Source organism: Propionibacterium acidifaciens DSM 21887, assembly GCF_000426605.1.
Lineage (GTDB): Bacteria > Actinomycetota > Actinomycetes > Propionibacteriales > Propionibacteriaceae > Propionibacterium > Propionibacterium acidifaciens.
This window is the reverse complement of the sequence record NZ_KE384545.1, coordinates 79,296-101,200: the sequence shown is the minus strand read 5'-3', so window position 1 is coordinate 101,200 and position 21,905 is coordinate 79,296. Positions and strand designations below refer to the sequence as shown.

General features: G+C 72.2%; 23 protein-coding genes. 17 read left to right on the top strand and 6 right to left on the bottom strand.

The genetic code is table 11. The annotated features are described in order from the left end of the window. Positions 1–102 precede the first annotated feature (102 nt). Entirely contained in the window at positions 103–1,125 is a 1,023-nt protein-coding gene (locus K336_RS0112940) for a LacI family DNA-binding transcriptional regulator (protein ID WP_028707253.1), read from the bottom strand. A 7-nt stretch (positions 1,126–1,132) separates the two neighbouring features. After that, positions 1,133–1,915 (bottom strand): isoprenyl transferase, encoded by a 783-nt coding sequence (locus tag K336_RS0112935; RefSeq protein ID WP_021797832.1) that lies wholly within the window; start codon positions 1,913–1,915, stop codon positions 1,133–1,135. A gap of 97 nt (positions 1,916–2,012) precedes the next feature. On the opposite strand from K336_RS0112935, the gene recO reads away from it, so the two are divergent. The 3 genes from recO to K336_RS0112920 all read left to right on the top strand — a co-directional run bounded on the left by recO (position 2,013) and on the right by K336_RS0112920 (position 5,246). Beyond that, positions 2,013–2,756, top strand: a complete 744-nt coding sequence (recO, locus tag K336_RS0112930; RefSeq protein ID WP_021797833.1) for a DNA repair protein RecO — start codon at positions 2,013–2,015, stop codon at positions 2,754–2,756. Between the two features lie 101 nt (positions 2,757–2,857). After that, on the top strand, positions 2,858–4,162 hold the full coding sequence (locus tag K336_RS17280; RefSeq protein ID WP_081660878.1) for a PocR ligand-binding domain-containing protein: 1,305 nt from the start codon (positions 2,858–2,860) through the stop codon (positions 4,160–4,162). Beyond that, on the top strand, positions 4,119–5,246 hold the full coding sequence (locus K336_RS0112920) for a 1-propanol dehydrogenase PduQ (protein ID WP_021797829.1): 1,128 nt from the start codon (positions 4,119–4,121) through the stop codon (positions 5,244–5,246). The genes K336_RS17280 and K336_RS0112920 overlap by 44 nt, the downstream gene beginning before the upstream one ends. Before the next feature lie 68 nt (positions 5,247–5,314). Here K336_RS0112920 and K336_RS0112915 read toward each other — a convergent pair whose 3' ends face one another. Beyond that, positions 5,315–5,725, bottom strand: a complete 411-nt coding sequence (locus tag K336_RS0112915) for a EutP/PduV family microcompartment system protein (RefSeq protein WP_162142634.1) — start codon at positions 5,723–5,725, stop codon at positions 5,315–5,317. Positions 5,726–5,736: 11 nt separating this feature from the next. Further along, complete coding sequence (locus tag K336_RS0112910) at positions 5,737–6,081, bottom strand: BMC domain-containing protein (RefSeq protein ID WP_021797824.1); 345 nt, start codon at positions 6,079–6,081, stop codon at positions 5,737–5,739. Positions 6,082–6,475: 394 nt separating this feature from the next. Between K336_RS0112910 and pduA the strand changes: the two genes are divergently transcribed. The 14 genes from pduA to K336_RS0112840 are packed head-to-tail and all read left to right on the top strand — an operon-like array spanning position 6,476 to position 18,213. Continuing rightward, the gene (gene pduA, locus K336_RS0112905) at positions 6,476–6,757 is read left to right on the top strand and encodes a propanediol utilization microcompartment protein PduA (RefSeq protein ID WP_021797827.1); all 282 of its coding nucleotides are present in this window, start codon (positions 6,476–6,478) and stop codon (positions 6,755–6,757) included. A gap of 14 nt (positions 6,758–6,771) precedes the next feature. After that, a complete protein-coding gene (gene pduB, locus K336_RS0112900) occupies positions 6,772–7,563 on the top strand; it encodes a propanediol utilization microcompartment protein PduB (RefSeq protein ID WP_028707250.1) in 792 nt (263 codons plus the stop codon). Between the two features lie 17 nt (positions 7,564–7,580). Continuing rightward, on the top strand, positions 7,581–9,242 hold the full coding sequence (locus K336_RS0112895) for a propanediol/glycerol family dehydratase large subunit (RefSeq protein WP_021797825.1): 1,662 nt from the start codon (positions 7,581–7,583) through the stop codon (positions 9,240–9,242). Between the two features lie 10 nt (positions 9,243–9,252). Continuing rightward, positions 9,253–10,005: a propanediol/glycerol family dehydratase medium subunit gene (locus K336_RS0112890; RefSeq protein WP_028707249.1), complete on the top strand. Its 753-nt coding sequence runs from the start codon at positions 9,253–9,255 to the stop codon at positions 10,003–10,005. Further along, complete coding sequence (locus K336_RS0112885) at positions 9,987–10,520, top strand: diol dehydratase small subunit (protein ID WP_021797819.1); 534 nt, start codon at positions 9,987–9,989, stop codon at positions 10,518–10,520. Before K336_RS0112890 ends, K336_RS0112885 begins: the two co-directional genes overlap by 19 nt. A gap of 47 nt (positions 10,521–10,567) precedes the next feature. Continuing rightward, positions 10,568–12,382, top strand: a complete 1,815-nt coding sequence (locus K336_RS0112880) for a diol dehydratase reactivase subunit alpha (protein ID WP_028707248.1) — start codon at positions 10,568–10,570, stop codon at positions 12,380–12,382. Continuing rightward, entirely contained in the window at positions 12,379–12,771 is a 393-nt protein-coding gene (locus K336_RS0112875) for a glycerol dehydratase reactivase beta/small subunit family protein (RefSeq protein WP_021797831.1), read from the top strand. The genes K336_RS0112880 and K336_RS0112875 overlap by 4 nt, the downstream gene beginning before the upstream one ends. A gap of 17 nt (positions 12,772–12,788) precedes the next feature. Beyond that, positions 12,789–13,406: a BMC domain-containing protein gene (locus K336_RS20010; protein WP_051245809.1), complete on the top strand. Its 618-nt coding sequence runs from the start codon at positions 12,789–12,791 to the stop codon at positions 13,404–13,406. Positions 13,407–13,408: 2 nt separating this feature from the next. Next, positions 13,409–13,687, top strand: a complete 279-nt coding sequence (locus tag K336_RS0112865) for a BMC domain-containing protein (RefSeq protein ID WP_021798363.1) — start codon at positions 13,409–13,411, stop codon at positions 13,685–13,687. A gap of 43 nt (positions 13,688–13,730) precedes the next feature. Then, on the top strand, positions 13,731–14,579 hold the full coding sequence (gene eutJ, locus K336_RS0112860; protein ID WP_021798362.1) for an ethanolamine utilization protein EutJ: 849 nt from the start codon (positions 13,731–13,733) through the stop codon (positions 14,577–14,579). After that, on the top strand, positions 14,576–15,433 hold the full coding sequence (locus K336_RS0112855; RefSeq protein WP_021798364.1) for a flavoprotein: 858 nt from the start codon (positions 14,576–14,578) through the stop codon (positions 15,431–15,433). Before eutJ ends, K336_RS0112855 begins: the two co-directional genes overlap by 4 nt. A 1-nt stretch (position 15,434) precedes the next feature. Continuing rightward, entirely contained in the window at positions 15,435–15,707 is a 273-nt protein-coding gene (locus tag K336_RS0112850; protein ID WP_021798367.1) for a EutN/CcmL family microcompartment protein, read from the top strand. A 2-nt stretch (positions 15,708–15,709) separates the two neighbouring features. Continuing rightward, positions 15,710–16,789, top strand: a complete 1,080-nt coding sequence (locus K336_RS0112845) for a cob(I)yrinic acid a,c-diamide adenosyltransferase (RefSeq protein ID WP_028707247.1) — start codon at positions 15,710–15,712, stop codon at positions 16,787–16,789. Continuing rightward, positions 16,786–18,213 carry an aldehyde dehydrogenase family protein gene (locus tag K336_RS0112840; protein ID WP_021796648.1) on the top strand — a complete coding sequence of 476 codons (1,428 nt, stop codon included), beginning with the start codon at positions 16,786–16,788 and terminating at the stop codon, positions 18,211–18,213. Before K336_RS0112845 ends, K336_RS0112840 begins: the two co-directional genes overlap by 4 nt. Before the next feature lie 90 nt (positions 18,214–18,303). On the opposite strand, the gene K336_RS0112835 is transcribed toward K336_RS0112840, so the two are convergent. Next, positions 18,304–20,883, bottom strand: a complete 2,580-nt coding sequence (locus K336_RS0112835) for an ABC transporter permease (RefSeq protein ID WP_021796645.1) — start codon at positions 20,881–20,883, stop codon at positions 18,304–18,306. Beyond that, positions 20,880–21,752, bottom strand: coding sequence for an ABC transporter ATP-binding protein (locus K336_RS16555; protein ID WP_021796652.1), 873 nt, complete (start codon positions 21,750–21,752; stop codon positions 20,880–20,882). Before K336_RS16555 ends, K336_RS0112835 begins: the two co-directional genes overlap by 4 nt. Between the last annotated feature and the right edge of the window lie 153 nt (positions 21,753–21,905).

Sequence of the window (21,905 nt, the reverse complement as noted above, 5' to 3'; positions counted from 1 at the left end):
GTGTCGCCTTTCGCCATTGAATGGAAACGCTTGCAGGATGGATTCAGCGTAAATTCGGCGAGACGCTCCGCATCATGACGATGGAACTGGAATCGTTTGCAGTTAAATTGCGGTGCCGCAGGGCGGCTCGGGGCCCGTCGGCGGGGCCGCGACGCTGTCGCGCTCGACCACACGGCCCTCGACCAGGACCGTTGTCGGGTCGGCCGTCGAACCGGCCATGCGGTCGGCCAGCAGCTGCACGGCGATGTGGGCCACCTGCTCGATCGGCTGCTCGTAGGTGGTGATGCCGGGATCCGTGACGGCGTACCAGTCCGTCTTCCCGAAGGCCACGAGCGACAGCTCCGACGGCAGGCGCAGACCCCGCCGCCGGGCCTCGGTGAGCAGCCCGAGGACCAGCTCGCTCGAGGACGCGCACACGGCGGTGGGCGCCGGGCGCAGCGCCAGCAGGCGCCTGAGGGCCTCCGAGCCCCAGTCGGGGGAGTAGGCGCGCAGCTGCACCCACCGCGGATCGGGCTCCACGCCGGCCTCGGCGAGCGCCCGGCGGTAGCCCTCCAGCCGGCGGCGGGTCGTGCTGAACGAGGGCTGTCCGCCGATGAAGGCGATGTCGTGATGGCTGGCGCCGACGAGGAGCCCCGCGAGCGTGCGGGCCCCCTCGTCCTCGTCGTAGCCCACCCAGTCGACGCGCCTGCTCGACCGGCGGTTCATCTCGACGAGGGGCGGGCCCTCGGGGGTCGGGGGCCGGCGGGTCGGCGTCGGGACGACGATGATGCCGTCGACCCCGCTCGCGATGAGCCGCTCGAGGCCCGTTCGCTCGCGCCGGCCCTCGTTGTTCGTCACCGCCATGACGACGCTGTGGCCGCGCTCCTCGAGCTGGTCCTGCACCATGGAGATCGTCCGGGCGTAGAAGGCGTTCATCATGTCGGGCAGCACGACGCCGACGGTGCGGGTCCCCGAGCCGCGCAGGGCGCGCGCCGCCGCCGAGGGCCGGTAGCCCAGGCGCTCGGCCGTCTCCCGGATGAGCCGACGAGTCTCCTCGTTGACGTGCGGGTGCCCGTTGAGGGCGCGCGAGACCGTTGAGACGGCGACTCCGCACTCGAGGGCGATCTGGCGCAGCGTCGATCCCATCGCCGTCTCAGGCCCGTACGCCGCCGAACCGGCGGTCGCGGCGGGCGTACTGCTCGACGGCGGCCCACAGGTCCCGGCGGTCCCAGTCGGGCCAGAGCTTGTCGCTGAACACCAGCTCGGCGTAGGCGCTCTGCCACAGCAGGAAGTTGCTCGTCCGCTGCTCGCCGGAGGTGCGGATGAACAGGTCCACGTCACCCAGCTCGGGGTGGTAGAGGTAGCGCTGGAGCGTCCTCTCGTCGACCCGGTCGGGGTTGAGCCGGCCGGCGCGCACGTCGCGGCCGATGGCCCGCGCCGCATCGGCGATCTCCGCGCGGCCGCCGTAGTTGAGGCACAGCTGCAGGGTGATGACGGTGTTGTCGCGGGTCTGCTCCTCGGCCGCCTGGAGCTCGCGGAGCACGCTCGCCCACAGCCTGGGCCGGCGCCCGGCCCAGGCCACGCGCACGCCGAGCCCGTCGAGGAGGTCGCGGTGGGTGTGGATCATGCGGCGGCTGAAGCCCATGAGGAAGCGCACCTCGTCGGGGGAGCGCCGCCAGTTCTCGGTGCTGAAGGCGTACATCGACAGCGTGCCGATGCCCATCTCGATGGCGCCCTGGAGCACCTCGATGAGCACGGCCTCGCCTCGCTCGTGGCCCTCCGTGCGCGCCATGCCGCGCGATCTCGCCCAGCGTCCGTTGCCGTCCATGACGATCGCCACGTGCCGCGGGACGAACCGCGCGGGCAGCTGCGGGGGGCGGACGCCGCTCGGGTGCGGATCCGGCGGGCGCACGGGATGACGGGACGATGCGTTCACGGGCACCAGCCTAACGGCGTCCCCGTCCCCGGCGGAGGTGGACGACCGGACGACCGGGCGCCCCCTCGGACCTTCCGCGCGGCGGCACAATGGAGTCGTGCCCACCTATCGCGACGAGGCCATCGTGCTGCGCACCCACAAGCTGGGCGAGGCCGACCGCATCATCACCCTGCTGTGCCGCGACCACGGCAAGGTGCGCGCGGTGGCCCGTGGGGTGCGCCGCACCTCCAGCCGGTTCGGCGGGCGCCTCGAGCCGTTCAGCCACGTCGACGTCCAACTGGCCGTCGGCCGCAGCCTCGACGTGGTCGCCCAGGCCGAGTCGCTGCACCACTACGGGGACGCCCTCGTCGGCGACTACACCCTGTACACGAGCGGAGAGACGATGCTCGAGACGGCCGACCGGCTCATGGTCGTCGAGAAGGAGCCCTCCCGGCGCCAGTACCTGCTGCTCCAGGGCGCCCTGCGGGTGCTCGGCCGGGGCACGAGCGACGGGTCCCGGCCGGCCTCGATGATCCTCGGCTCCTATCTGCTGCGCGCGCTGGCGATCGCCGGCTACGCGCCGGTGCTGGACTCCTGCGCGCGCTGCGGACTGCGGGGGCCGCACGAGTGGTTCGCGCCCGCCGCGGGGGGCATGGTGTGCAACTCCTGCCGCCCGCCCGGCTCGACCCGCCCGGGCCCCGAGTGCTGGGCGCTGCTGAGCGCCCTCGTCTGCGGCGACTGGCCCGCCACGAGGGGCGTCGGCGAGGATGTCGAGCGCCGGACGGCGGGGCTGGTCTCCGCCTTCGCCACCTGGCACATGGACCACGGGCTGCGCTCCCTGCGGATGATCCCCGGCGACTGAGCGGGCGCCCGGGGCGGGGCCGACCGGACCGAGGCGGGCCCGGGGGAGGGACCCCCTTCCCCTGACCTTCTCACCTGTTACCCTGAGGGCGGAGGTTGACGATGCCCCAGCAATGGACGCCGAGACGACCGGACCCCGAAGAACTGCAGAGGATCCTCGAGGACTTCTCCGAGGCGACAGGGTTGGCGACGGTCGCTGTGGACACCCAGGGTGTTCCGGTGACGAGGCTGTGCGCCTTCACCGAGTTCTGCAAGGCCATGCGCGCCGATCCGCTGCGCTCGCGCGCCTGCCACGGCTGCGACGCCCACGGCGGCCTGCAGGCCCTCCTCGAGGGCACCCCCCAGATCTACCGCTGCCACGCCGGGCTGGTCGACTTCTCGATCCCGCTGACCGACGGTGACGCCTACGTCGGCGCCATCCTGTGCGGCCAGGTGAGGATGCCCGAGGACGAGATGCCCGCGCCCCTGCTCGCCCAGTCGGGCTGGCACGACGACCCGTTCCTCCAGGAGCTCTACGACAGGGTGCCGGTGGTGAGCCGGCGGCGGGTCACCGCCGCGGCGGAGACCCTGCTCGGCCTCCACGACCTCGTCGACCTGGCCCTGCGCGCCGGGACGGTCCGCCCCCAGGACGAGGGAGCCGCCCGGCTCTCCGTCGTCCCGCCCTCGCGCGCCACAGCGGCCTCCGACGCCCGCCCGCCCGAGGCGCAACAGCGCAACCCGACCGAGTTCATCACGGCGGCCGTGCGCCGCGAGGACCTGAGGGCCGCCTTCCTCGAGGCCGGCACCTTCCTCGACACCGTGTACGCCCAGGGCTCCCCCGAGGCCGTCCTCGCGGGTCGCGACCGGCTGGACGAGATGATCCTGGCCGCCGCCGCGGCGTGCTCGCCGCGCATCGTCCCCCACCTGCGCCAGCTCGTGGAGCGCGACCGGCGCCGCGGCGGGATCGACCGCTTCGGGGCGCAGCTGGCCGCCGAGCGCTTCATCGGCATGGTGCTCGACGAGTTCCAGCGCCACCGTCCGCGCCGGCGCCGCGAGATCGGCGACCTGCTCAACGACATCGCCCGGCACCCCGAGCAGGCGATCTCCCTCAGCGAGGCGGCGAATTCCCTGCACTGGTCGCCCGGTCACCTGTCGAAGTTGTTCAAATCCGTCACCGGATGCACTTTTGTGTCCTACGTCACCGCGCGCCGCGTCGAGCGGGCGAAACTGATGCTAGCGTCAACGCAGATGCCGGTCCAGAGGATTTCCTCGGAGCTCGAGTTCAGCCAGGTGAATTACTTCTCCAGGGTCTTCCGGGCGAGTACGGGAATGTCTCCGAGCGAGTACCGGCGTCATTGCCGGTCGCGCGAGGAGGGACACACCGGTGCTGCAGTTCCAGGTTCCGACAAGGGTCGTCTCCGGGCCTGACGCGCTCGGTGCGCTGAGTGCCCTGTCCGGTCGTCGGGTGCTCGTCATCACGGACGGCTTCATGGCCGCCGCACCGCTCATGGACCAGGTGCGGGACCGGCTCGGCGACGCCGTGCTGCGCGTCTTCTCCGACGTGCGGCCCGATCCCGACACCCACGCCATCGCCGCCGCGCTCGGGGCCTATCTCGAGTTCGGGCCCGAGGCGCTCATCGGCCTGGGCGGCGGCTCCCCGATCGACACCGCCAAGGCCGTCCGTCACATGGCCCGCCAGCGGGGCGAGGAGCTGCCGGCCGGCTTCATCGTCATCCCGACCACGAGCGGCACCGGCTCCGAGGTGAGCTCCTTCGCGGTCGTCACCGATCCCGCGAGCCGAGCGAAGGTCCCGCTCACGTCCCCCGACATGATCGCGGACGTGGCGATCCTCGACCCCGAGGCCGTCCGCACCTGCCCGCCCGGGCTCACCGCCGACTCGGGCATGGACGCGCTGAGCCATGCGATCGAGGCGGTCGTCGCCAGGGGCCACAACGACCTGTCCGACGCCCTGGCCGAGAAGGCGGTGCGCATCATCCTCCGCCACCTGCCCCGCAGCTGGGCCGACGGGGACGACCTCGAGGCGCGCGACCACCTGCAGAACGCCGCCACCATGGCCGGCGTGGCCTTCCAGAACTCCGGCCTGGGGCTCGTCCACGGCATCTCGCACGCGATCGGCGGCAGCTTCCACGTCGCCCACGGCCGACTCAACGCGATGATCATGCCCCACGTCATGGCCCTCAACGCAGGCGACCTGTCGGCCGGCGGGACGCTGTCCGGGCCCGCCCTGCGCTACTCCCGGCTGGCCGCCCACTCGGGCCTCCAGGCGACCACGGCCCGCAACCTGGTCCTCGCCCTCATCCGTCGCGTCGTGCGGCTGCGGGAGACGCTCGGCATGCCCGACAGGGTCACCGGGGCGGGCGTCGACCGGGGCGAGTTCACCGCGGCCGTCCCGGACCTGGCCACGACGGCCCTGGCGGACTTCTGCAGCGGGGGCAACCCCGTCGTGCCCACCCACGAGGAGGTCGTGGCGATCCTCCGCGCACTGGTCTGAGCGCCCGCCCCCCGGGCCTCGGGCAGTGCGTCCCTCCGGGCGTCCTCGCCCTGGCGGGGCCCGGGGGCTCACGCCAGACGCGCCTCGAGCTCGGCCATGCCCTCGCCGGTCACGGCCGAGACGCGGAGCACCTCGGTCGCCCCTGCCAGGCGCAGGTGGGCCTCGGCCGCCTCGACGGCGTCCGGCCCGGCGCGGTCGATCTGCGTGACGACGCCCAGCACCGGCACGGTGAAGAAGGTCGCGAAACCGGGCGGGTACCTGCTCTCGGCGGCGGTGGCCGAGGCGAGCATGACCACCAGCTCCCGGTCGAAGGAGGCCAGGCGGAGGGCGTGCTTGTAGAAGGGCAGCTCGAGGTACTCGCCGGGGGTGTCCACGACCTCGTCCTCGGCGGTGATCGTCTCGGTCTTCGCGTAGCGGATCTCCTGCCCGTGCAGGCGCTGCATGAGCGTCGTCTTGCCGCAGCCCACGCTGCCGACCATGAGCAGGCGCCTCATGTGCGGGTCAGGGGGGCGGGGGCGAAGCCGAGCTCGTCGCACAGGACGTCGGTCGCCGCGCTGATCGAGGCCTCGACGTCGGCGAGCCGGCCGAGCACGACGAGGGATCCGGAGAAGCGGTCCACGAAGCCCAGCTCGACGGTGGAGGCCTTGGTCGCCACGTCGGCGGCGATGATCGCCGCCTCGCTCGGCGTGATGGTCATGATGCCGATCGCGCCGCCGTTGTTCGGCAGGCCGATCTTGGGGTGGAGGCCGTCGTCCGGGTTCGACAGGACGTGCGCGAGCGTGACCTGCTTGCCGGGGACGAATTCCTGGATGATGCGCTGCTTCGCGGTCGCCATCGCCTCTCTCCTACGGGTCGGCTCCTGTGGTTCGGCGCCGGGCGGTCCGCCCGGCGCCCCCTCCGGCCCGGCGTCCCGGCGGGTGGTGCCGGCGGTGACGGGCCGATCCGCGCGTCCACCGGGCGCACCACTCCTGATTGTCGCCGCGCCGTCGCATTCCGGGTCAAGGCCCGCGCGACGGTCCTGACGGTATTGTCGCCGGGCGTCCCGGCCAGTTGCACTTTTTGGTCCCCGGGGTGCTTTTTGGTCGTTCCAGGTCTTTCGAGAAGGGCTGAAAAGTGGAGCTCCACGTGACCTTCTCTCTGATTTCCTGGCTTAGAGTCGTCAGTACTTCCCGCCCGTGGCCGGAGAGGTCGACGGCGGCTCGTGTTCACACCCAACGGAGGAGTTCAGAATGCAGGAAGCCCTTGGCATGGTGGAGACGAAGGGTTTCGTCCCCGCCGTTGAGGCCGCCGACGCGATGGTGAAGTCGGCCAATGTCGTGCTCGTCGGCAGTCAGCGCGTCGGCTCCGGTCTGGTGACCGTGCTCGTGCGCGGCGACGTCGGTGCTGTGAAGGCCGCCACCGACGCCGGCGCGGTCGCCGCGCAGAACGTGGGCGAGCTCGTCTCGGTCCACGTCATCCCGCGTCCCCACACCGACGTGGAGAAGATCCTCCCGTCCGTCGACGCGAAGTGAGGCGCTGAACGATCATGACCAACGACCAGCTCGTCGACCAGATCATGTCGGCCGTCATGACCAAGATCTCCGCCGATCGGCCCGCCGCGCCCGCGGCCAGGCAGCAGGTCACCGTGCCCGAGGCCACCCAGTTCGTCGGCACCACCGCGCTCGGCGACACCATCGGCCTGGTCATCCCCAACGTCGACCCGCAGCTCCACGCGCTCATGGGCATCGACCCCGGGTTCCGCTCGATCGGCATCATCGGCGACCGCACCGGCGCCGGACCGCAGATCTTCGCGGCGGACGAGGGCGTCAAGGCCACCAACACCGAGATCGTCTCGATCGAGCTGGCCCGTGACACCAAGGGCGGCGCCGGCCACGGCAGCCTCATCGTCTTCGGCGCCGAGGACGTCTCGGACGCCCGCCGCGCCGTCGAGGTGACCCTCGGCGAGCTCGAGCGGACCTTCGGCGACGTCTACGGCAACGACGCCGGCCACTTGGAGTTCCAGTACACCGCGCGCGCCTCGCACGCCCTCAACAAGGCCTTCGGCGCCCCGCTCGGCAAGTCCTTCGGCATCACGGTCGGGGCCCCGGCGGCCATCGGCGTCGTCCTCGCCGACACCGCGGTCAAGGCGTCGACGATCGACGTCATCGCCTACTCGAGCCCGAGCAAGGGGACGAGCCACTCCAACGAGGTCATCTCCGCCTTCACCGGCGACTCCGGGGCGGTGCGCCAGGCCATCGTCGCGGCCCGCGAGGTCGGTCTCGGCCTGCTCGGCGCCATGGGCGACGCCCCCGTCTCGACCACCACCCCGTACATCTGAGGAACGAGGCATCCGCTGTGAGAAGCAAGCGTTTCGAGGCTCTGGACGCGCGTCCGGTCAGCCAGGACGGCTATGTGAGAGAGTGGCCCGAGGTGGGTCTCATCGCCATGAACTCGCCGTCCGATCCCACTCCCTCGATCAGGATCGAGGGCGGCGTGGTCGTCGAGCTCGACGGCAAGCGCCGCGAGGACTTCGACATGATCGACACCTTCATCGCCGACTACGGCATCCGCCTGGACAACGCGGTGGAGGTCAATGCGACGCCCTCGCTGGAGCTGGCCCGCAGGATGGTCGACTTCACCGTGCCGCGCGAGGAGGTCGTGAAGCTCACGACGGCCATGACCCCCGCCAAGATGGTCGAGGTCGTCGGCACGATGAACGTGCTCGAGATGATGATGGCCGTGACCAAGATGCGGTCGCGGCTGTTCCCCGCGAACCAGGCCCACGTGACCAACCTCAAGGACAACCCGGTGCAGATCGCCGCCGACGCCGCCGAGGGCTCGCTGCGCGGCTTCGCCGAGGAGGAGACGACGGTCGGCATCGTGCGCTACGCGCCGTTCAACGCGATCGCCAACATGGTGGGCGCCCAGGTGGGGCGCCCCGGCATCCTCACCCAGTGCTCCGTCGAGGAGGCCACCGAGCTCGCCCTCGGCATGCGCGGCTTCACCGCGTACGCCGAGACCGTGTCGGTCTACGGCACCGAGCAGGTGTTCATGGACGGGGACGACACGCCGTGGTCGAAGGCCTTCCTCGCCTCCTGCTACGCGTCCCGCGGTCTCAAGATGCGGTTCACCTCGGGCACCGGCTCGGAGGTCCAGATGGGCTACGCCGAGGGCAAGTCGATGCTCTACTTGGAGGCCCGCTGCCTCTACTTCACCAAGAGCGCCGGCTCTCAGGGCATCCAGAACGGCTCGGTCTCCTGCATCGGCGTCCCGGCCGCCGTCCCCGGCGGCATCCGCGCCGTGCTGGCCGAGAACCTCATCGCCATGGCCCTCGACCTCGAGTGCGCCTCGTCGAACGACCAGACCTTCACCCACTCGGACCTGCGCAGGGTCGCCCGCTCGCTCATGCAGTTCGTGCCGGGCACGGACTTCATCTGCTCGGGTTACTCGGCCACGCCGAACTACGACAACATGTTCGCTGGCTCGAACTGGGACGCCGACGATTTCGACGACTGGCTCGTCATCCAGCGCGACCTCAGGATCGACGGCGGTCTCGTGCCCGTCACCGAGGAGGAGGTCGTGAGGGCCCGCAACAAGGCCGCCCGCGCCATGCAGGCGATCTTCCGCGAGCTCGGCCTCACGGAGATCACCGACGAGGAGGTCGAGGCGGCCACCTACGCCCGGGGCTCCCAGGACATGCCCGCCCGCAACGTCGTCGAGGACCTCAAGGCGGCCGAGGACCTCATGAACCGGGGCCTCACCGGCGTCGACATCGTCCGGGCCCTCATCCGCGGCGGCTTCGAGGACGTCGCCGAGTCCGTCTACAACATGCTGATCCAGCGCGTCGCGGGCGACTACCTGCACACCTCGGCAATCCTCGACGAGGACTTCCACGTGATCAGCTCTGTCAACTACCCGAACACCTACGCCGGGCCGCTCACGGGCTACCAGATCAGCGACGAAAGATGGGCCAGGCTCTCGAACATCCGCCAGGCCATCAGCCCCGAGAGCATCTGAGGTGAGCACCATGGACGAGAAGACACTGCGCAGCATCATCGAGCAGGTCGTCGACGAGCTCACCGCCGGCCGGGGCGTCGAGGCCGCGCCGGCGGCGACCGCCACGGCCGTCGCCGAACCCGTCGCGACGGGTTCGGGTACCGGGGGCGCGACCTCGCCGGCCGCCGGGACGTCGGCGGACGACGGGGAGGAGCTGGTCGTCACCGAGGACGGTCCCGCCCAGCGCGGCACCGATCCCCGGGAGGTCGTCATCGCCCTGGCGCCGGCCTTCGGCGGCGCCATGCAGCGGACGATCATCGGACTGCCGCACGCCGACGTGATCCGCGAGGTCTGCGCCGGCATCGAGGAGGAGGGCCTGAGCCACCGCTTCATCAGGATCTTCCGCACGGCCGACGTGGGCTTCATCGCCCACGACGCCGCCGAGTACTCCGGTTCCGGCGTCGGCATCGGCATCCAGTCGCGCGGTACCACGGTCATCCACCAGAAGGACCTGCCCCCGCTGTCCAACCTCGAGCTGTTCAGCCAGGCGCCGCTCATCGACCTGGAGACCTTCCGCGCGATCGGCAGGAACGCCGCCCGCTACGCCAAGGGCGAGTCGCCGGACCCCGTGCCGGTGCGCAACGACCAGATGGCCCGCCCGAAGTACCAGGCCATCGCCGCACTGTTCCACATCAAGGAGGCCGGCCTGTGCGACCTGAGGAAGAAGCCCCAGGCCCTGCGGGTCGAGTACCGAGAGGAGAAGCCATGGACACCGAGGAGCTGATCCGCCAGGTCATGAACGAGGTCATGGCGAACCTCGACCTCGACAAGGACACGGTCGCCCCCGCCGCGGCGGCCGGCAGGGGCGCCGCGGCAGATGCCGGGCGCGTCGACGCGTCCCAGTACCCGCTCGGCGAGAAGGCGCCCGAGAGGATCAGGGCGGCCAACGGCCGTCCCCTGTCGGAGTTCTCCTTCGAGAAGCTGAAGAGCGGCGAGCTGCAGGCCGAGGACTTCCGCATCGCCCCGCAGACCCTCGAGCTCCAGGCCCAGGTCGCCGAGTCCGCGGGCCGCGACGCCCTGGCGCGCAACATGCGCCGCGCGGCGGAGCTCATCGCCGTGCCCGACGACGAGCTGCTCGAGGTCTACGGCGCGCTGCGCCCGTACCGCTCGACCAAGGCCGAGCTCTACGCCATCGCCGACAAGCTCGAGAAGGACTACGGCTGCACCATCAACGCGGCCTTCATCCGCGAGGGCGCCGACGTCTACGAGAAGCGCGGCCGCCTCAAGGACAGCGAGTGAGCCCGGCCCGCTGAGCAGCCCGCCTCGAGCAGCAGGAGATTCGTGCCATGACCCTCATCGCCGGTGTCGACATCGGCAACGCCACCACGGAGGTGGCGCTGGCGGAGGTCCCCGCCGGCGCCGCCCCGCGGTTCCTGGCCACGGCGACGATCCCCACGACGGGCATCAAGGGCACCCCCCAGAACACCCAGGGGGTCTTCCAAGGGCTCACCGTCGCCCTCGAGAGGGCCGGCCGCGAGCTCGGCGAGCTCGACCTGATCCGCATCAACGAGGCCGCGCCGGTGATCGGCGACGTGGCCATGGAGACGATCTCCGAGACGATCATCACCGAGTCCACGATGATCGGGCACAACCCGTCGACCCCCGGCGGGCTCGGCGTCGCGGTCGGCACGACGATCCGCATCGAGGACCTCGGGCTCGCCAGGGCGGGGGAGCAGTACATCGTCCTGGCCGACCGCACCCACGACTTCCGCGACGTGGCCCGGCGCATCAACGAGCACGCCGAACGCGTCACGGTCACCGGCGCCATCCTGCAGCTCGACGACGGCGTCCTCGTCGACAACCGGCTCGAACGCAGGATGCCCATCGTCGACGAGGTCCGGCTCATCGACAGGGTGCCGACCGGCATGCCGGCGGCGATCGAGGTGGCCGAGGCCGGCCGCGTCATCGAGACCCTGTCGAACCCCTACGGCATCGCCACCCTCTTCGGCCTGTCCGCCTCGGAGACGGCGGCCGTCGTCCCGATGGCCCGCGCCCTCGTCGGCAACCGCTCCGCGGTCGTCATCAAGACCCCGGCCGGCGACGTCACCGAGCGCCGCATCCCCGCGGGCACCCTGCATCTGCTCGGCGAGCGCGCCGTCGACGTCGACGTCGAGGCGGGCGCCGAGGAGATCATGCGCGCCGCCGCCCGAGCGGGCCTCCTGCGCGACGTGCGGGGCGAGCCCGGGACGAACATCGGCGGGATGATGGAGAAGGTCCGCGTCACGATGGCGCGGCTCACCGGCCGTGAGCCGTCCGACATCGAGATCACCGATCTGCTCGCCGTCGACACCCAGGTCCCCCAGTCGGTCACCGGCGGCCTGGCGGGGGAGTTCTCGCTGGAGGCCGCCGTCGGCATGGCCGTCATGGTGAAGGCCGACAGACTCCAGATGCAGCGCATCGCCGAGGAGATGACCGGGCAGTTCGGCATCCGCGTCGAGATCGGCGGGGTCGAGGCCGACATGGCGATCCGCGGTGCGCTGACGACCCCCGGGACCTCGCTGCCGATCGCCATCCTCGACATGGGCGCCGGGTCCACCGACGCCTCGGTCCTGCGCGAGGGCGACGAGGCCGTCTCGATCCACCTGGCCGGGGCCGGGGACATGGTGACCATGCTCATCGCCTCCGAGCTGGGCCTGGAGGGCACCGACCTCGCCGAGCGCATCAAGCGCCACCCGCTGGCCCGCGTCGAGACCCTGTTCAACATCCGCCACGAGGACGGCACCGTCCAGTTCTTCGACGAGCCGCTGGCGCCCGAACTGTACGCCCGCACGGTCGTCCTCGACGCCGAGGGGATGCTGCCGCTGCCGCTGCGCCAGCCGCTGGAGGCCATCCGCCGGATCAGGATCCGCGCCAAGGAGCGCGTCTTCGTCACCAACGCCCTGCGCGCCCTGGCCGCGGTGAGCCCCACCCGCAATGTGCGCGACATCGCCCATGTCGTCCTCGTCGGCGGCTCGGCCCTCGACTTCGAGATCCCGCAGCTCGTCACGAGGGCGCTCGGGGAGTACCGGGTCGTCGCCGGGCGGGCCAACATCCGCGGCACCGAGGGCCCGCGCAACGCCGTGGCCACCGGTCTCGTGCTGTCCCGGAAGGAGTGGCCATGAGGATCGTCGAGCAGACCAGGCCGACGATCGGGGTCGGGGTCGGCCCGGGGGCGAGCGCCGAGTGCATCGACCTCATCCGCGTCGGCATGGAGGAGGAGGGCGTGCCCGGCTCGGTGACGCGCGCCGACGCCGGGGACGCCGCCGCGCTGGCCCACGGGGCGGCGCTGGCCTCCCGGCTCGGCGTCGGCGTCGGGGTCGACGGGAGGCGGGTCGCCGTGACGACCGAGAAGCTCGACGCCGCGCGCCCCTATCTCGTCCTCGACGTCGACGCGGGGCCCGAGCGCGTCCGCGCCATGGGCGCCGACGCGGCCCGGCTCGTCAAGCGCATGCCGCTCATCGGGATCGGCGGCGACCGATCGGGGTCGTCGAGGAATCGGGGCCATCAATGAGGAGTGGAGGAGAGGCAATGCTCACGAACGCCCTGGGCGAGATCGAGGTCCTCGGTCTGGCCGCGGCCATCGAGGCCGCCGACGTCGCGGTGAAGGCCGCGAACGTCCGGCTCATCGGGTACGAGACCACCGACGGCGCCGGCATGGTCACCGTCAAGGTCGAGGGGCAGGTCTCCTCGGTCTCCGCGGCGGTCGCCGCGGCCGCCGCGGCGGCGGCCCGGGTGAGCACCGTCTTCGCCACCTCGGTGATCCCGCGGCCCGACCCCCAGCTGGGCGACGTCGTCCTGTCGCCGCTCACCGTCGGGCTCGGCGCGCCGACCAGCGCGGACCGGCCGGGCCACGGGGCCGCCGTCCCGACCCCGCCCGAGGAGGCGCCGGCCGAGCCCGAGCCCGGGCAGGGCGATGCCGACCAGGACGGTGCCGGATCCGAGCGGGGCGAGCCCGCGCAGGACGGGGCCGAGCAGGCCGGCGACGAGGGCTCCGGCTGCGCGCCGGACGGGGCCCGGGGCGGGGCGCGTCAGAAGGACGCGCCCTCGACGATCGGAACGGGCCGGGCGAACCGCCCGTCCGGGCGCAGGGCTTCCGTCGGCGGTGACGGACCGTCGACCGAGAAGGAACGACAGAAGGAGGGATGACCATGGGTGAGGCGCTGGGTCTCATCGAGACGAAGGGCTACGTCGGGGCCGTCGAGGCCGCCGATGCCATGGCGAAGGCCGCGAACGTGACGCTGATCGGCTACCAGAAGGTCGGCGCCGGGCTGGTGACGGTGATGGTGCGCGGCGACGTCGGCGCGGTGAAGGCCGCCGTCGACGCCGGCCACGTCGCGGCCACGAACGTGGGCGAGGAGGTTCTCTCCCGCCACGTGATCCCGCGTCCGCACACGGACGTGGAGAAGCTGCTGCCGAAGCAGGCCTGAGAAGAAGCAGGCCGGTGAACGGATCCGATCGAGTGAGGTGCGGATGACCACGGACACGACGGCGCCGTCCGGGCGCGAACGGGCGATCGCCCGGTTCGCCGAGCTCGTGCGCACGGGCGAGGTCGAGGAGCACGGGGGCGGGCTGCGGCTCGGCATCGACCTCGGCACCGCCAACGTCGTCGTGTCCGTGGTCGATGCCGCCAACCGCCCCGTCGCCGGCGGGTGGGTCCACTCGTCGGTGGTCCGTGACGGGGTCGTCGTCGACTGGGCCGGCGCCACCGGCGCGGTGCGCGGCCTGCTCGCGGACCTCGAGTCGCGGCTCGGGCACCGGTTCGACCGGGCCAGCGTCGCGGTCCCGCCCGGGATCGGCGCCGGCGACGTCCGGGTCTTCGAGAACGTCGTGTCGGCGGCCGGCCCGGAACCCGACGAGATCGTCGACGAGCCGGTCGCGGCTGCCCGCGCGCTCGGCGTCACCGACGGGTGCGTCATCGACATCGGTCACGGCACCACCGGGGTCTCGGTGCTCGAGGGGGGCCGCGTGCGGCTGTCGGTCGACGAGGCCACCGGCGGGCACCACATGACGCTCGTCCTGGCCGGCGCCCACGGGCTGAGCTACGAGGAGGCGGAGGCCATGAAGAAGGACCCGCGGCGCCGCGACGGCGTGCTGGGCGTCATCCGCCCGACGCTCGACAAGATGGCCTCGATCGCCGACCGCGTCCTCGCGGGCGTCGACGTGCCCGTCGTCCACCTCGTCGGCGGCTCGAGCTCCTTCTCCAACGCCCCCGAGGTCTTCGCGGCGCGGCTGCACCGCCCGGTCGTCCGCCCGATCGAGCCCCTGTTCGTGACGCCGCTGGGCATCCCCATGACGGCGGGGGAGGAGGATCCCTCATGACCGCCGACGACGTGAGCGCCCTCGTGCGCCGGGCCCTCGCCGAGCTCGTGACCCCGCCGCCCCGCCGCGCCCTCGTGCTCTTCACCGGGGCGCTCGTCGGCTTCGAGCGGGTCATCGGCGAGCTGGATCTGCTCGCCGCCTCGGGCGTCGAGCTCGAGTACGTCCAGACCCCCAGCGCCGAGCGGATCCTCGACCAGCGACTCATCGCCTCGGTCCCCATGAGACCGGCCGACCGGCACCTCACGGGCTCCCACGACACGCTCGTCGTCGCGACGCTCACGCAGAACGCCGCCGCCAAGACCGCCCACGGCATCGCCGACTGCCTGGCGAGCAATCTGCTCAACGACTACCTGCTGGCCGGCAGGCCCGTCGTCGCCGCCGCGTCGGGCTGCGACCCCGATGATCCCGACAAGCGGCGCTGGTTCCCCACCATTCCCGAGGGCCTCGCCGCGGTGATGCGCGAGAACCTCGAGACGCTGCGCGGCTTCGGCGTGCGCACCGCCCGCGCCGGGGCCCTGGCCCGCACGGTCCTGGCCGCCTACGAGCGCGCCGAGCGCGCCAGGACGGCCCCCCTCACCACGGCTCTGGGCATGAGCCGCCGCGAACTGCTGGACAGGCTCGGTGCGCCCGCCCCGGCGACCCCCGTCGCCGTCGGCGGGCGGGCGGCCCGGGCCGCTGCGGCCCCGGCGCCCCGGACGGGAGCCGTCAGCGTCCAGCTGCGGCTCATCAGCCAGCGCGTCGTCCAGCGCCTGCCGGTCGGCACGGTGCTGCGGGTCCCCGCCGGCGCGCAGATCACGGCGATGGCCGCGGACGTCGCCCGCACCCGTTCCGTCACGATCATCAGGGAGGCCTGAGATGTTCCTCGCCACGGTGCGCGGCACCGTCGTCTCGACGAGCAAGGACGAACGGCTCGTCGGCTTCAAGCTCCTGCTGGTCCAGCCCCTCGACGTCGACGGGGGCCCGACCGGCCGGCCCGAGATCGCCGTCGACACCGTCGGCGCCGGCATCGGCGCCACGGTCATCGTCACCAAGGGCTCCTCGGCCCGCTTCGCGGCGTCCCGGAAGGAGTCGCCGATCGACTCGACGGTCGTCGGCATCGTCGACTCCGTCGAGCTGGCGGGGGACTGATCGTGCCCGACGTCTACACCCGCAGCGGCGACAAGGGCACGACCGGCCTCCTCGGCGGCTCCCGCGTGCCCAAGCAGTCGCCCCTCGTCGAGGCCTACGGCACCGTCGACGAGGCCAACGTCGCGATCGGCGAGGCGAAGGCGGCCATGGACGATCCCCGCTCCCGCGACCAGCTGCACCGCATCCAGCGGCGCCTGTTCGCCCTGGCCTCCGAGCTGGCCAGCGACGAGAAGGGCCGCGGGCTCCTCACGGACCGGATCGGCGAGGACGACGTCACCGGGCTGGAGCGCCTCATCGACGACTGCCTGGCCGTCACGGGCCCGCAGCACCACTTCGTCATCCCGGGGCGCGATCCGGTCTCGGCGGTCCTGCACCGCGCCCGCACGGTCGTCCGCCGGGCCGAGCGCCGGGTGCTCACCGCCGCCGAGCACGAGCCGATACGCCCCGAGATCGTCACCTATCTCAACCGGCTCTCCGATGCGCTCTTCGCGCTGGCCCGGCTGGCCGAGCACCGCCACGACACGGCCCGCCTCGAGGGGCTCGTGCGCGAGGCCGTCACCCGGGCGCTCGCGGGGCCCCAGGACCCCGCGGGAAGCGGCGGCGCCGCCGGCGACCCGCGCCCCGCCGCGGCCGGGAGCGCCGGGCCGTCCGACCCGCACGAGCTGCCCCGCTACGACCTCGCCGCGCTCAGGACCATGGCCGCCGCGGCGCAGGAGCGGGCCGCCGAGCTCGGCGTGCCCTGCGTCTTCGCCGGCGTCGACGCCGGCGGCAATCTCGTGCTCCTGGAGCGCATGGCCGGTTCGCTGCTGGGCAGCCTCGACCTGGCCCAGGGCAAGGCGTTCACCGCCGCGGCCTTCAAGCGGCCCACCGCCGACCTCGGGGACGCCTCGGGCCCCGGCGGGGAGCTGCACGGGATCCAGAACTCGAACGGCGGCCGCGTGGTCGTCTTCGGGGGAGGGCTCCCCGTCCTCGTCGACGGCGAACTGGTCGGAGGCATCGGCGTCTCCGGCGGCACGGTCGACCAGGACGTGTCCATCGTCACGCACGCACTCGCAGCAGCCCGGAAGGAGCACCGTTCATGAGCATCAGCCCCGAACTCGTCTCGAGGATCGTCCGCCAGACCGTCCAGGAGGTCGTCGCGCGGCGCCCCGAAGAGCCCGGACGGGCCGCCCCGGCCCCGGGCGGGCGCGACGGCGGCGGGATCTTCGCGACCATGGACGACGCCGTCGAGGCCGCCGACCGGGCCTGGCGGCAGTACCTCGACTGCTCGATGCGCGACCGCCGGTGCTACGTCCAGACGATCCGCGACGTCTGCTCCGACGATGCCGCGCTCCGGCGCATGTCCGAGGCCGCGGTCGAGGAGACCGGCATGGGCGACGCGCGCGACAAGTGCCTCAAGAACCGCGCGGCCGCCCTGGACACCCCCGGCGTCGAGGACATCGTCACCGAGGCCTGGAGCGGCGACGACGGCCTCACCACCATCGAGTTCTCGCCCTTCGGCGTCATCGGCGCGATCACCCCGACGACGAACCCGACCGAGACCGTCATCAACAACTCGATCGGCATGCTCGCCGCGGGCAACGCCGTCGTCTTCAGCCCCCATCCCCGCGCCACCCGGATCACCCACTGGCTCATCCGCCGCATCAACGCGGCCCTGGCCGAGGCGGGCGCCCCGGCGAACCTCATCACCACCGTGGAGAGGCCCTCGATCGAGAACACGAATGCGATGATGGCCCACCCGGCGGTGCGCCTGCTCGTCGCGACGGGCGGCCCCGGCATCGTGCGGTCGGTCCTGTCGAGCGGGAAGAAGGCCATCGGCGCCGGTGCCGGCAACCCGCCGGCCGTCGTCGACGCCACCGCCGACATCCCCCAGGCGGCCGAGGACATCGTCGACGGAGCCAGCTTCGACAACAACCTGCCCTGCACCGCGGAGAAGGAGGTCATCGCGGTCGACTCGATCACGGACCTGCTCAAGTTCGAGATGCTCAAGCACGGCGCCGTCGAGGTCAGGGACCCGGCCGTCATCGAGCGGCTCGCCTCCTTCGTCGCGAAGGACGGCCACGCCGTGGCGTCCTGGGTCGGCAAGCCGGCGACCGCCCTGGCCGCCGAGGCAGGCCTGAGCGTTCCGGACGGCACCCGCCTGCTCATCGCCGAGGTGCCCTTCGAGCACACCTTCGTCCAGACCGAGCTCATGATGCCGATCCTCGGCATCGTCCGGGTCAAGGACGTCGACGAGGCCATCGACAAGGCGGTGGAGGCCGAGCACGGCAACCGCCACACGGCGGTCATGCACTCCCTCGACGTCCGGGCCCTCACGCGGATGGGCAAGCGGATCCAGACGACGATCTTCGTGAAGAACGGCCCGTCCTACAACGGGATCGGCATCGGAGGGGAGGGCCATGCGACCTTCACGATCGCCGGCCCGACCGGAGAGGGCCTGACCTCGGCCCGCAACTTCGCCCGTCGGCGCCGCTGCGTCCTCAAGGGCGGCCTGTCCGTGCGCTGAGCGTCGCACCGGGCGTCCTCGGCCCCCGCGCACCGAGGCCGAAGGCGCCCGGTGCGACCTCGAGGCGCTCCCCGCGGCGCCTCGGTGCGCTCACTCGGTGGCGATGGCCCTCAGCACCGGCAGGCGGGTGGCCCGCAGGGCCGGCCACAGGGCGGCGATGACGCCGACGACGACGGCGATCCCCAGCATCACGCCCAGCTGCGACCAGGGGATGACCAGCTCGGTCAGCCCCTCGTCGGCCAGCACCCTGCGCAGGGCCCCGGCCAGCAGCACCCCGGTGGCGCCGCCGATCACCGTGCCGTAGACGGCGGTCAGCACGGACTCGCAGATGATCTCCCCGGCCAGCTGGGCCCGGCCCAGCCCGACCGCCCGCATGAGGCCGATCTCCCGGATGCGTTCGGAGACCGACAGGACGAGCGTGTTGACGATGCCGAGGATGGCGATGACGATCGACAGGCCGAGCAGCGCGTAGAGGACCGACAGCATCCGGGCGGCCTGCTGGCCGGTCTGATCGGACAGCTGGTCCGCGTCGAGGACCTCGAAGACGTAGCTCGGGGCGACGATCTCCTGGATCTGCTTGCGCACGGACTCCTTGTCGGCGCCCGGTTCGAGGTTGATCATCATGCCCCTCGGGCTGGCGAGCACCTGCGTCGGGTCGGTCGGCACGTAGCCCTGCCAGGAGCCGACGGCGGCGCTCAGCTCGGGCGCGACGTAGAGGGAGGCGGAGATCCCCTTCGGATCGGCGATGGCCGAGACCGTGGCCGTGACGGCGCCGTTCGGACCGTTCACCGTGAGCTGGTCGCCGAGCGCGTAGCCGGTGTCGGCGAAGGCGGCCACGTGCGTGGCGTCCAGCGAGTCCAGGGAACCGCTGGTGATCCCCGGGTCGTAGAACTCCCCGTAGTGCTGCGGATCCACGGTGGCGAGGTAGCCGGTCCCGCTCGTGCCGTTCCGGCCGCTCAGGGCGGCCACGGAGAGGGCGTAGCCGGTCGTCGACTCGACGCCGTCGAGCTCCTTGATCCGCTCGGCCGTCCCGGCCGGCAGCTGGACCGCCTGCCGGGTGCTCGCGGAGCGGACCATGAGATCGGCATGCATCGAGTCGTTGACGATGCTCTCGATCGAGGAGCGCATCGAGGCCGCGACGGTGGCGCCCGCGCACACCAGGGACATCCCGATGAGCAGGGCCGCCGAGGTCGCCGCCGTGCGACGGGTGTTGGCCACCAGATTGCGCACGGCCAGGCGCCCGCCGGGACGGATGATCCTGGTCGCCAGCCCGAGGACGGCGACGACGGGCCTGGCGAGGACGGGGGAGAGGACGAGCAGCCCGATGACGAGGGCGCCCGCGCCCGCGCCGAGGACCGCGGAGCGATGCGTCAGACCGTCGGTCGTCCACACGGCCGTGACCCCGGCCGCTCCGGCCGCGGCGAGCACGGCGCCGACGGCGCCGCGCAGTCTCAGCGGCCTCTCCCGCGAGCCGGAGGTGGCGCGCATGGCCTCGACGGGGGCGGTCAGGGCGGCGTCCCTGGCCGGGAGCAGGGCGCCGGCCACGGTGACGAGCACGCCCGTGATGAGCGAGACCGTGATGATCCGCGTCGTCATCGGGATCCCGCCGCCGGGCAGGGGCATGCCGCCGGCCTCCAGCATCACCATGAGCAGGCGCGTCAGGCCCGTGCCAGCCAGAACGCCCAGCGCGGATCCGATGATGCCGATGACGACGGCCTGGAAGATCACGACGGCGAAGACCGACGAGACGGAGGCGCCGATCGCGCGCAGCAGGGCGAACTCCTTGACGCGCTGGCGCACGCTCATCGCGAAGGTGTTCATGATGATGAAGGAGCCGACGAACATGGCCAGGACCACGAAGACCAGCAGGAAGGTCTGCACATAGCCGAGGATGTTCTCGACCGCCTCGTTCTGCTCGTCGATAGCCTCGGCGCGGGTCTGCAACCGCTCGCCCTGGGGCAGCAGCGCCCTGATCTCGTCGCAGACCTGCTGGGTCCGGGCTCCCGGGGACAGATGGATCGAGATGGACGAGACCTTGCCGTCCGGGGCGATCGTCGGCATGAGCCAGGACGGGTCCATGCCGACGATGGTCGCGCCGGCCATGGAGGCGCCGTAGCTGATCTCGCCGACGACCCTGACCTCGAGCGGCTCGCCGTTGACGACCATGTGGGTGCTGTCGCCGATCCTCAGCCCCGAGCGCTTCAGGGCGTCTGATTCCAGGACGATCTGGTCGGGGCCCGTCGGCCGGGAGCCGGAGACGAGCTGCTCGTCGTACTCGTCGGGGTAGACGGGCAGCAGCATGGACGGCGCCCCGTTGCTCCTCACCGGCGTCTGGTCGGCGCCGACGAGGGTCACGGTGGTCGAGGAGTAGGGGCGGGCCGCCGCGACGCCGTCGAGGGCGGAGATCCGCTCGGCCAGCGAGCCGTCGATCGGCTGGGTGAGGACGCCCGAGCTCGAGTTTGAGCTCGAGCCCGATTCCTCGACGCGGGAGCCGCTGACGTACAGATCCGCCTTGAACGTGGAGGAGGTCAGCGCCGAGAAGGTCTCCGAGAGCACGCCGCGCAGGGCCAGCGTGCCCGAGAGGAAGGCCGCGCCCAGGACGACGGCCAGCGTCGTCAGGATGAACTGGCCCGCATGGGAGCGCACGGAGCGCCAGGCGACTCGTCTCACGTGAGCGACCTCCGGGGCTTCTCCTGCCCGCCCTCGGCCGGGCTCTCCTGCTGCCGGTCGGCCGGGGCCTGCGGGCCGGGCGCGGGCGGGCCCGTGTTCGCGCCGAGCCGGTCGAGGAAGCTCAGCACCCTGGTGCGGTCGGGCTGGTCGATCTGGGCGACGAAGCCGCCGTCGCGCAGGAAGGAGACCACGTCCGCCCAGGCCGCGGCATCGGGCTCGTGCGTCACCATCACCACGCTCTGGCCCAGATCGTCGACGCTGGAGCGCAGCACCCGGAGGATCTGCTCTGTCGCCTGCGAATCGAGATTGCCGGTCGGCTCGTCGGCGAAGACCACCGCCGGCTCGCCGATCAGCGCCCGGGCGCACGCCACGCGCTGCACCTGGCCGCCCGAGAGCTCGGCCGGGCGGTGCCCGAGACGGTCCTTCAGCCCCACCGCCTCGACGATGCGTTCGAAGCGGGCTCGGTCGATCCTGCGGTGGGCGATGTCCATGGGGAGGGTGATGTTCTCCTCGGCGGTCAGCGAGGGCACGAGGTTGAAGGACTGGAAGACGAAGCCGATGCGTTCGCGGCGCAGTCTCGTCAGGCGCCGCTGACTCATCGAGGAGATCTCCTGGCCGTCGAGGACGATCGAGCCCGCGGTGGGGCTCTCCAGGCCGGCCAGGCAGTGCATGAGGGTCGACTTGCCCGAGCCCGAGGGGCCCATGATCGCGGTGAAACGGGCCCGGGCGATGTCCACGGTCACCTGGTTCAGCGCGGTGACGGCGTTGTCGCCGTAACCGAAGACCTTCGTCAGGCCCCGGGTGAGGATGACGGGTCCGTCGCCGGCCGTCCGCGGGGCCGCGCCGCCGTCGGGGTTGTTCTTCTCCATGGCGCGAGATTACCGGTCGACCCGGGCCGCAGATACCCCCAACCGCCCTTGAGAAGCGGGTTCGGGGTGCCCCGCAGATGTTATTGTCTCCGTGTCGAAAGCTTGTCGGCCCCGGCGTCCGGGGCCAAGACGCCGAGGAGCCGGCCATGAGCG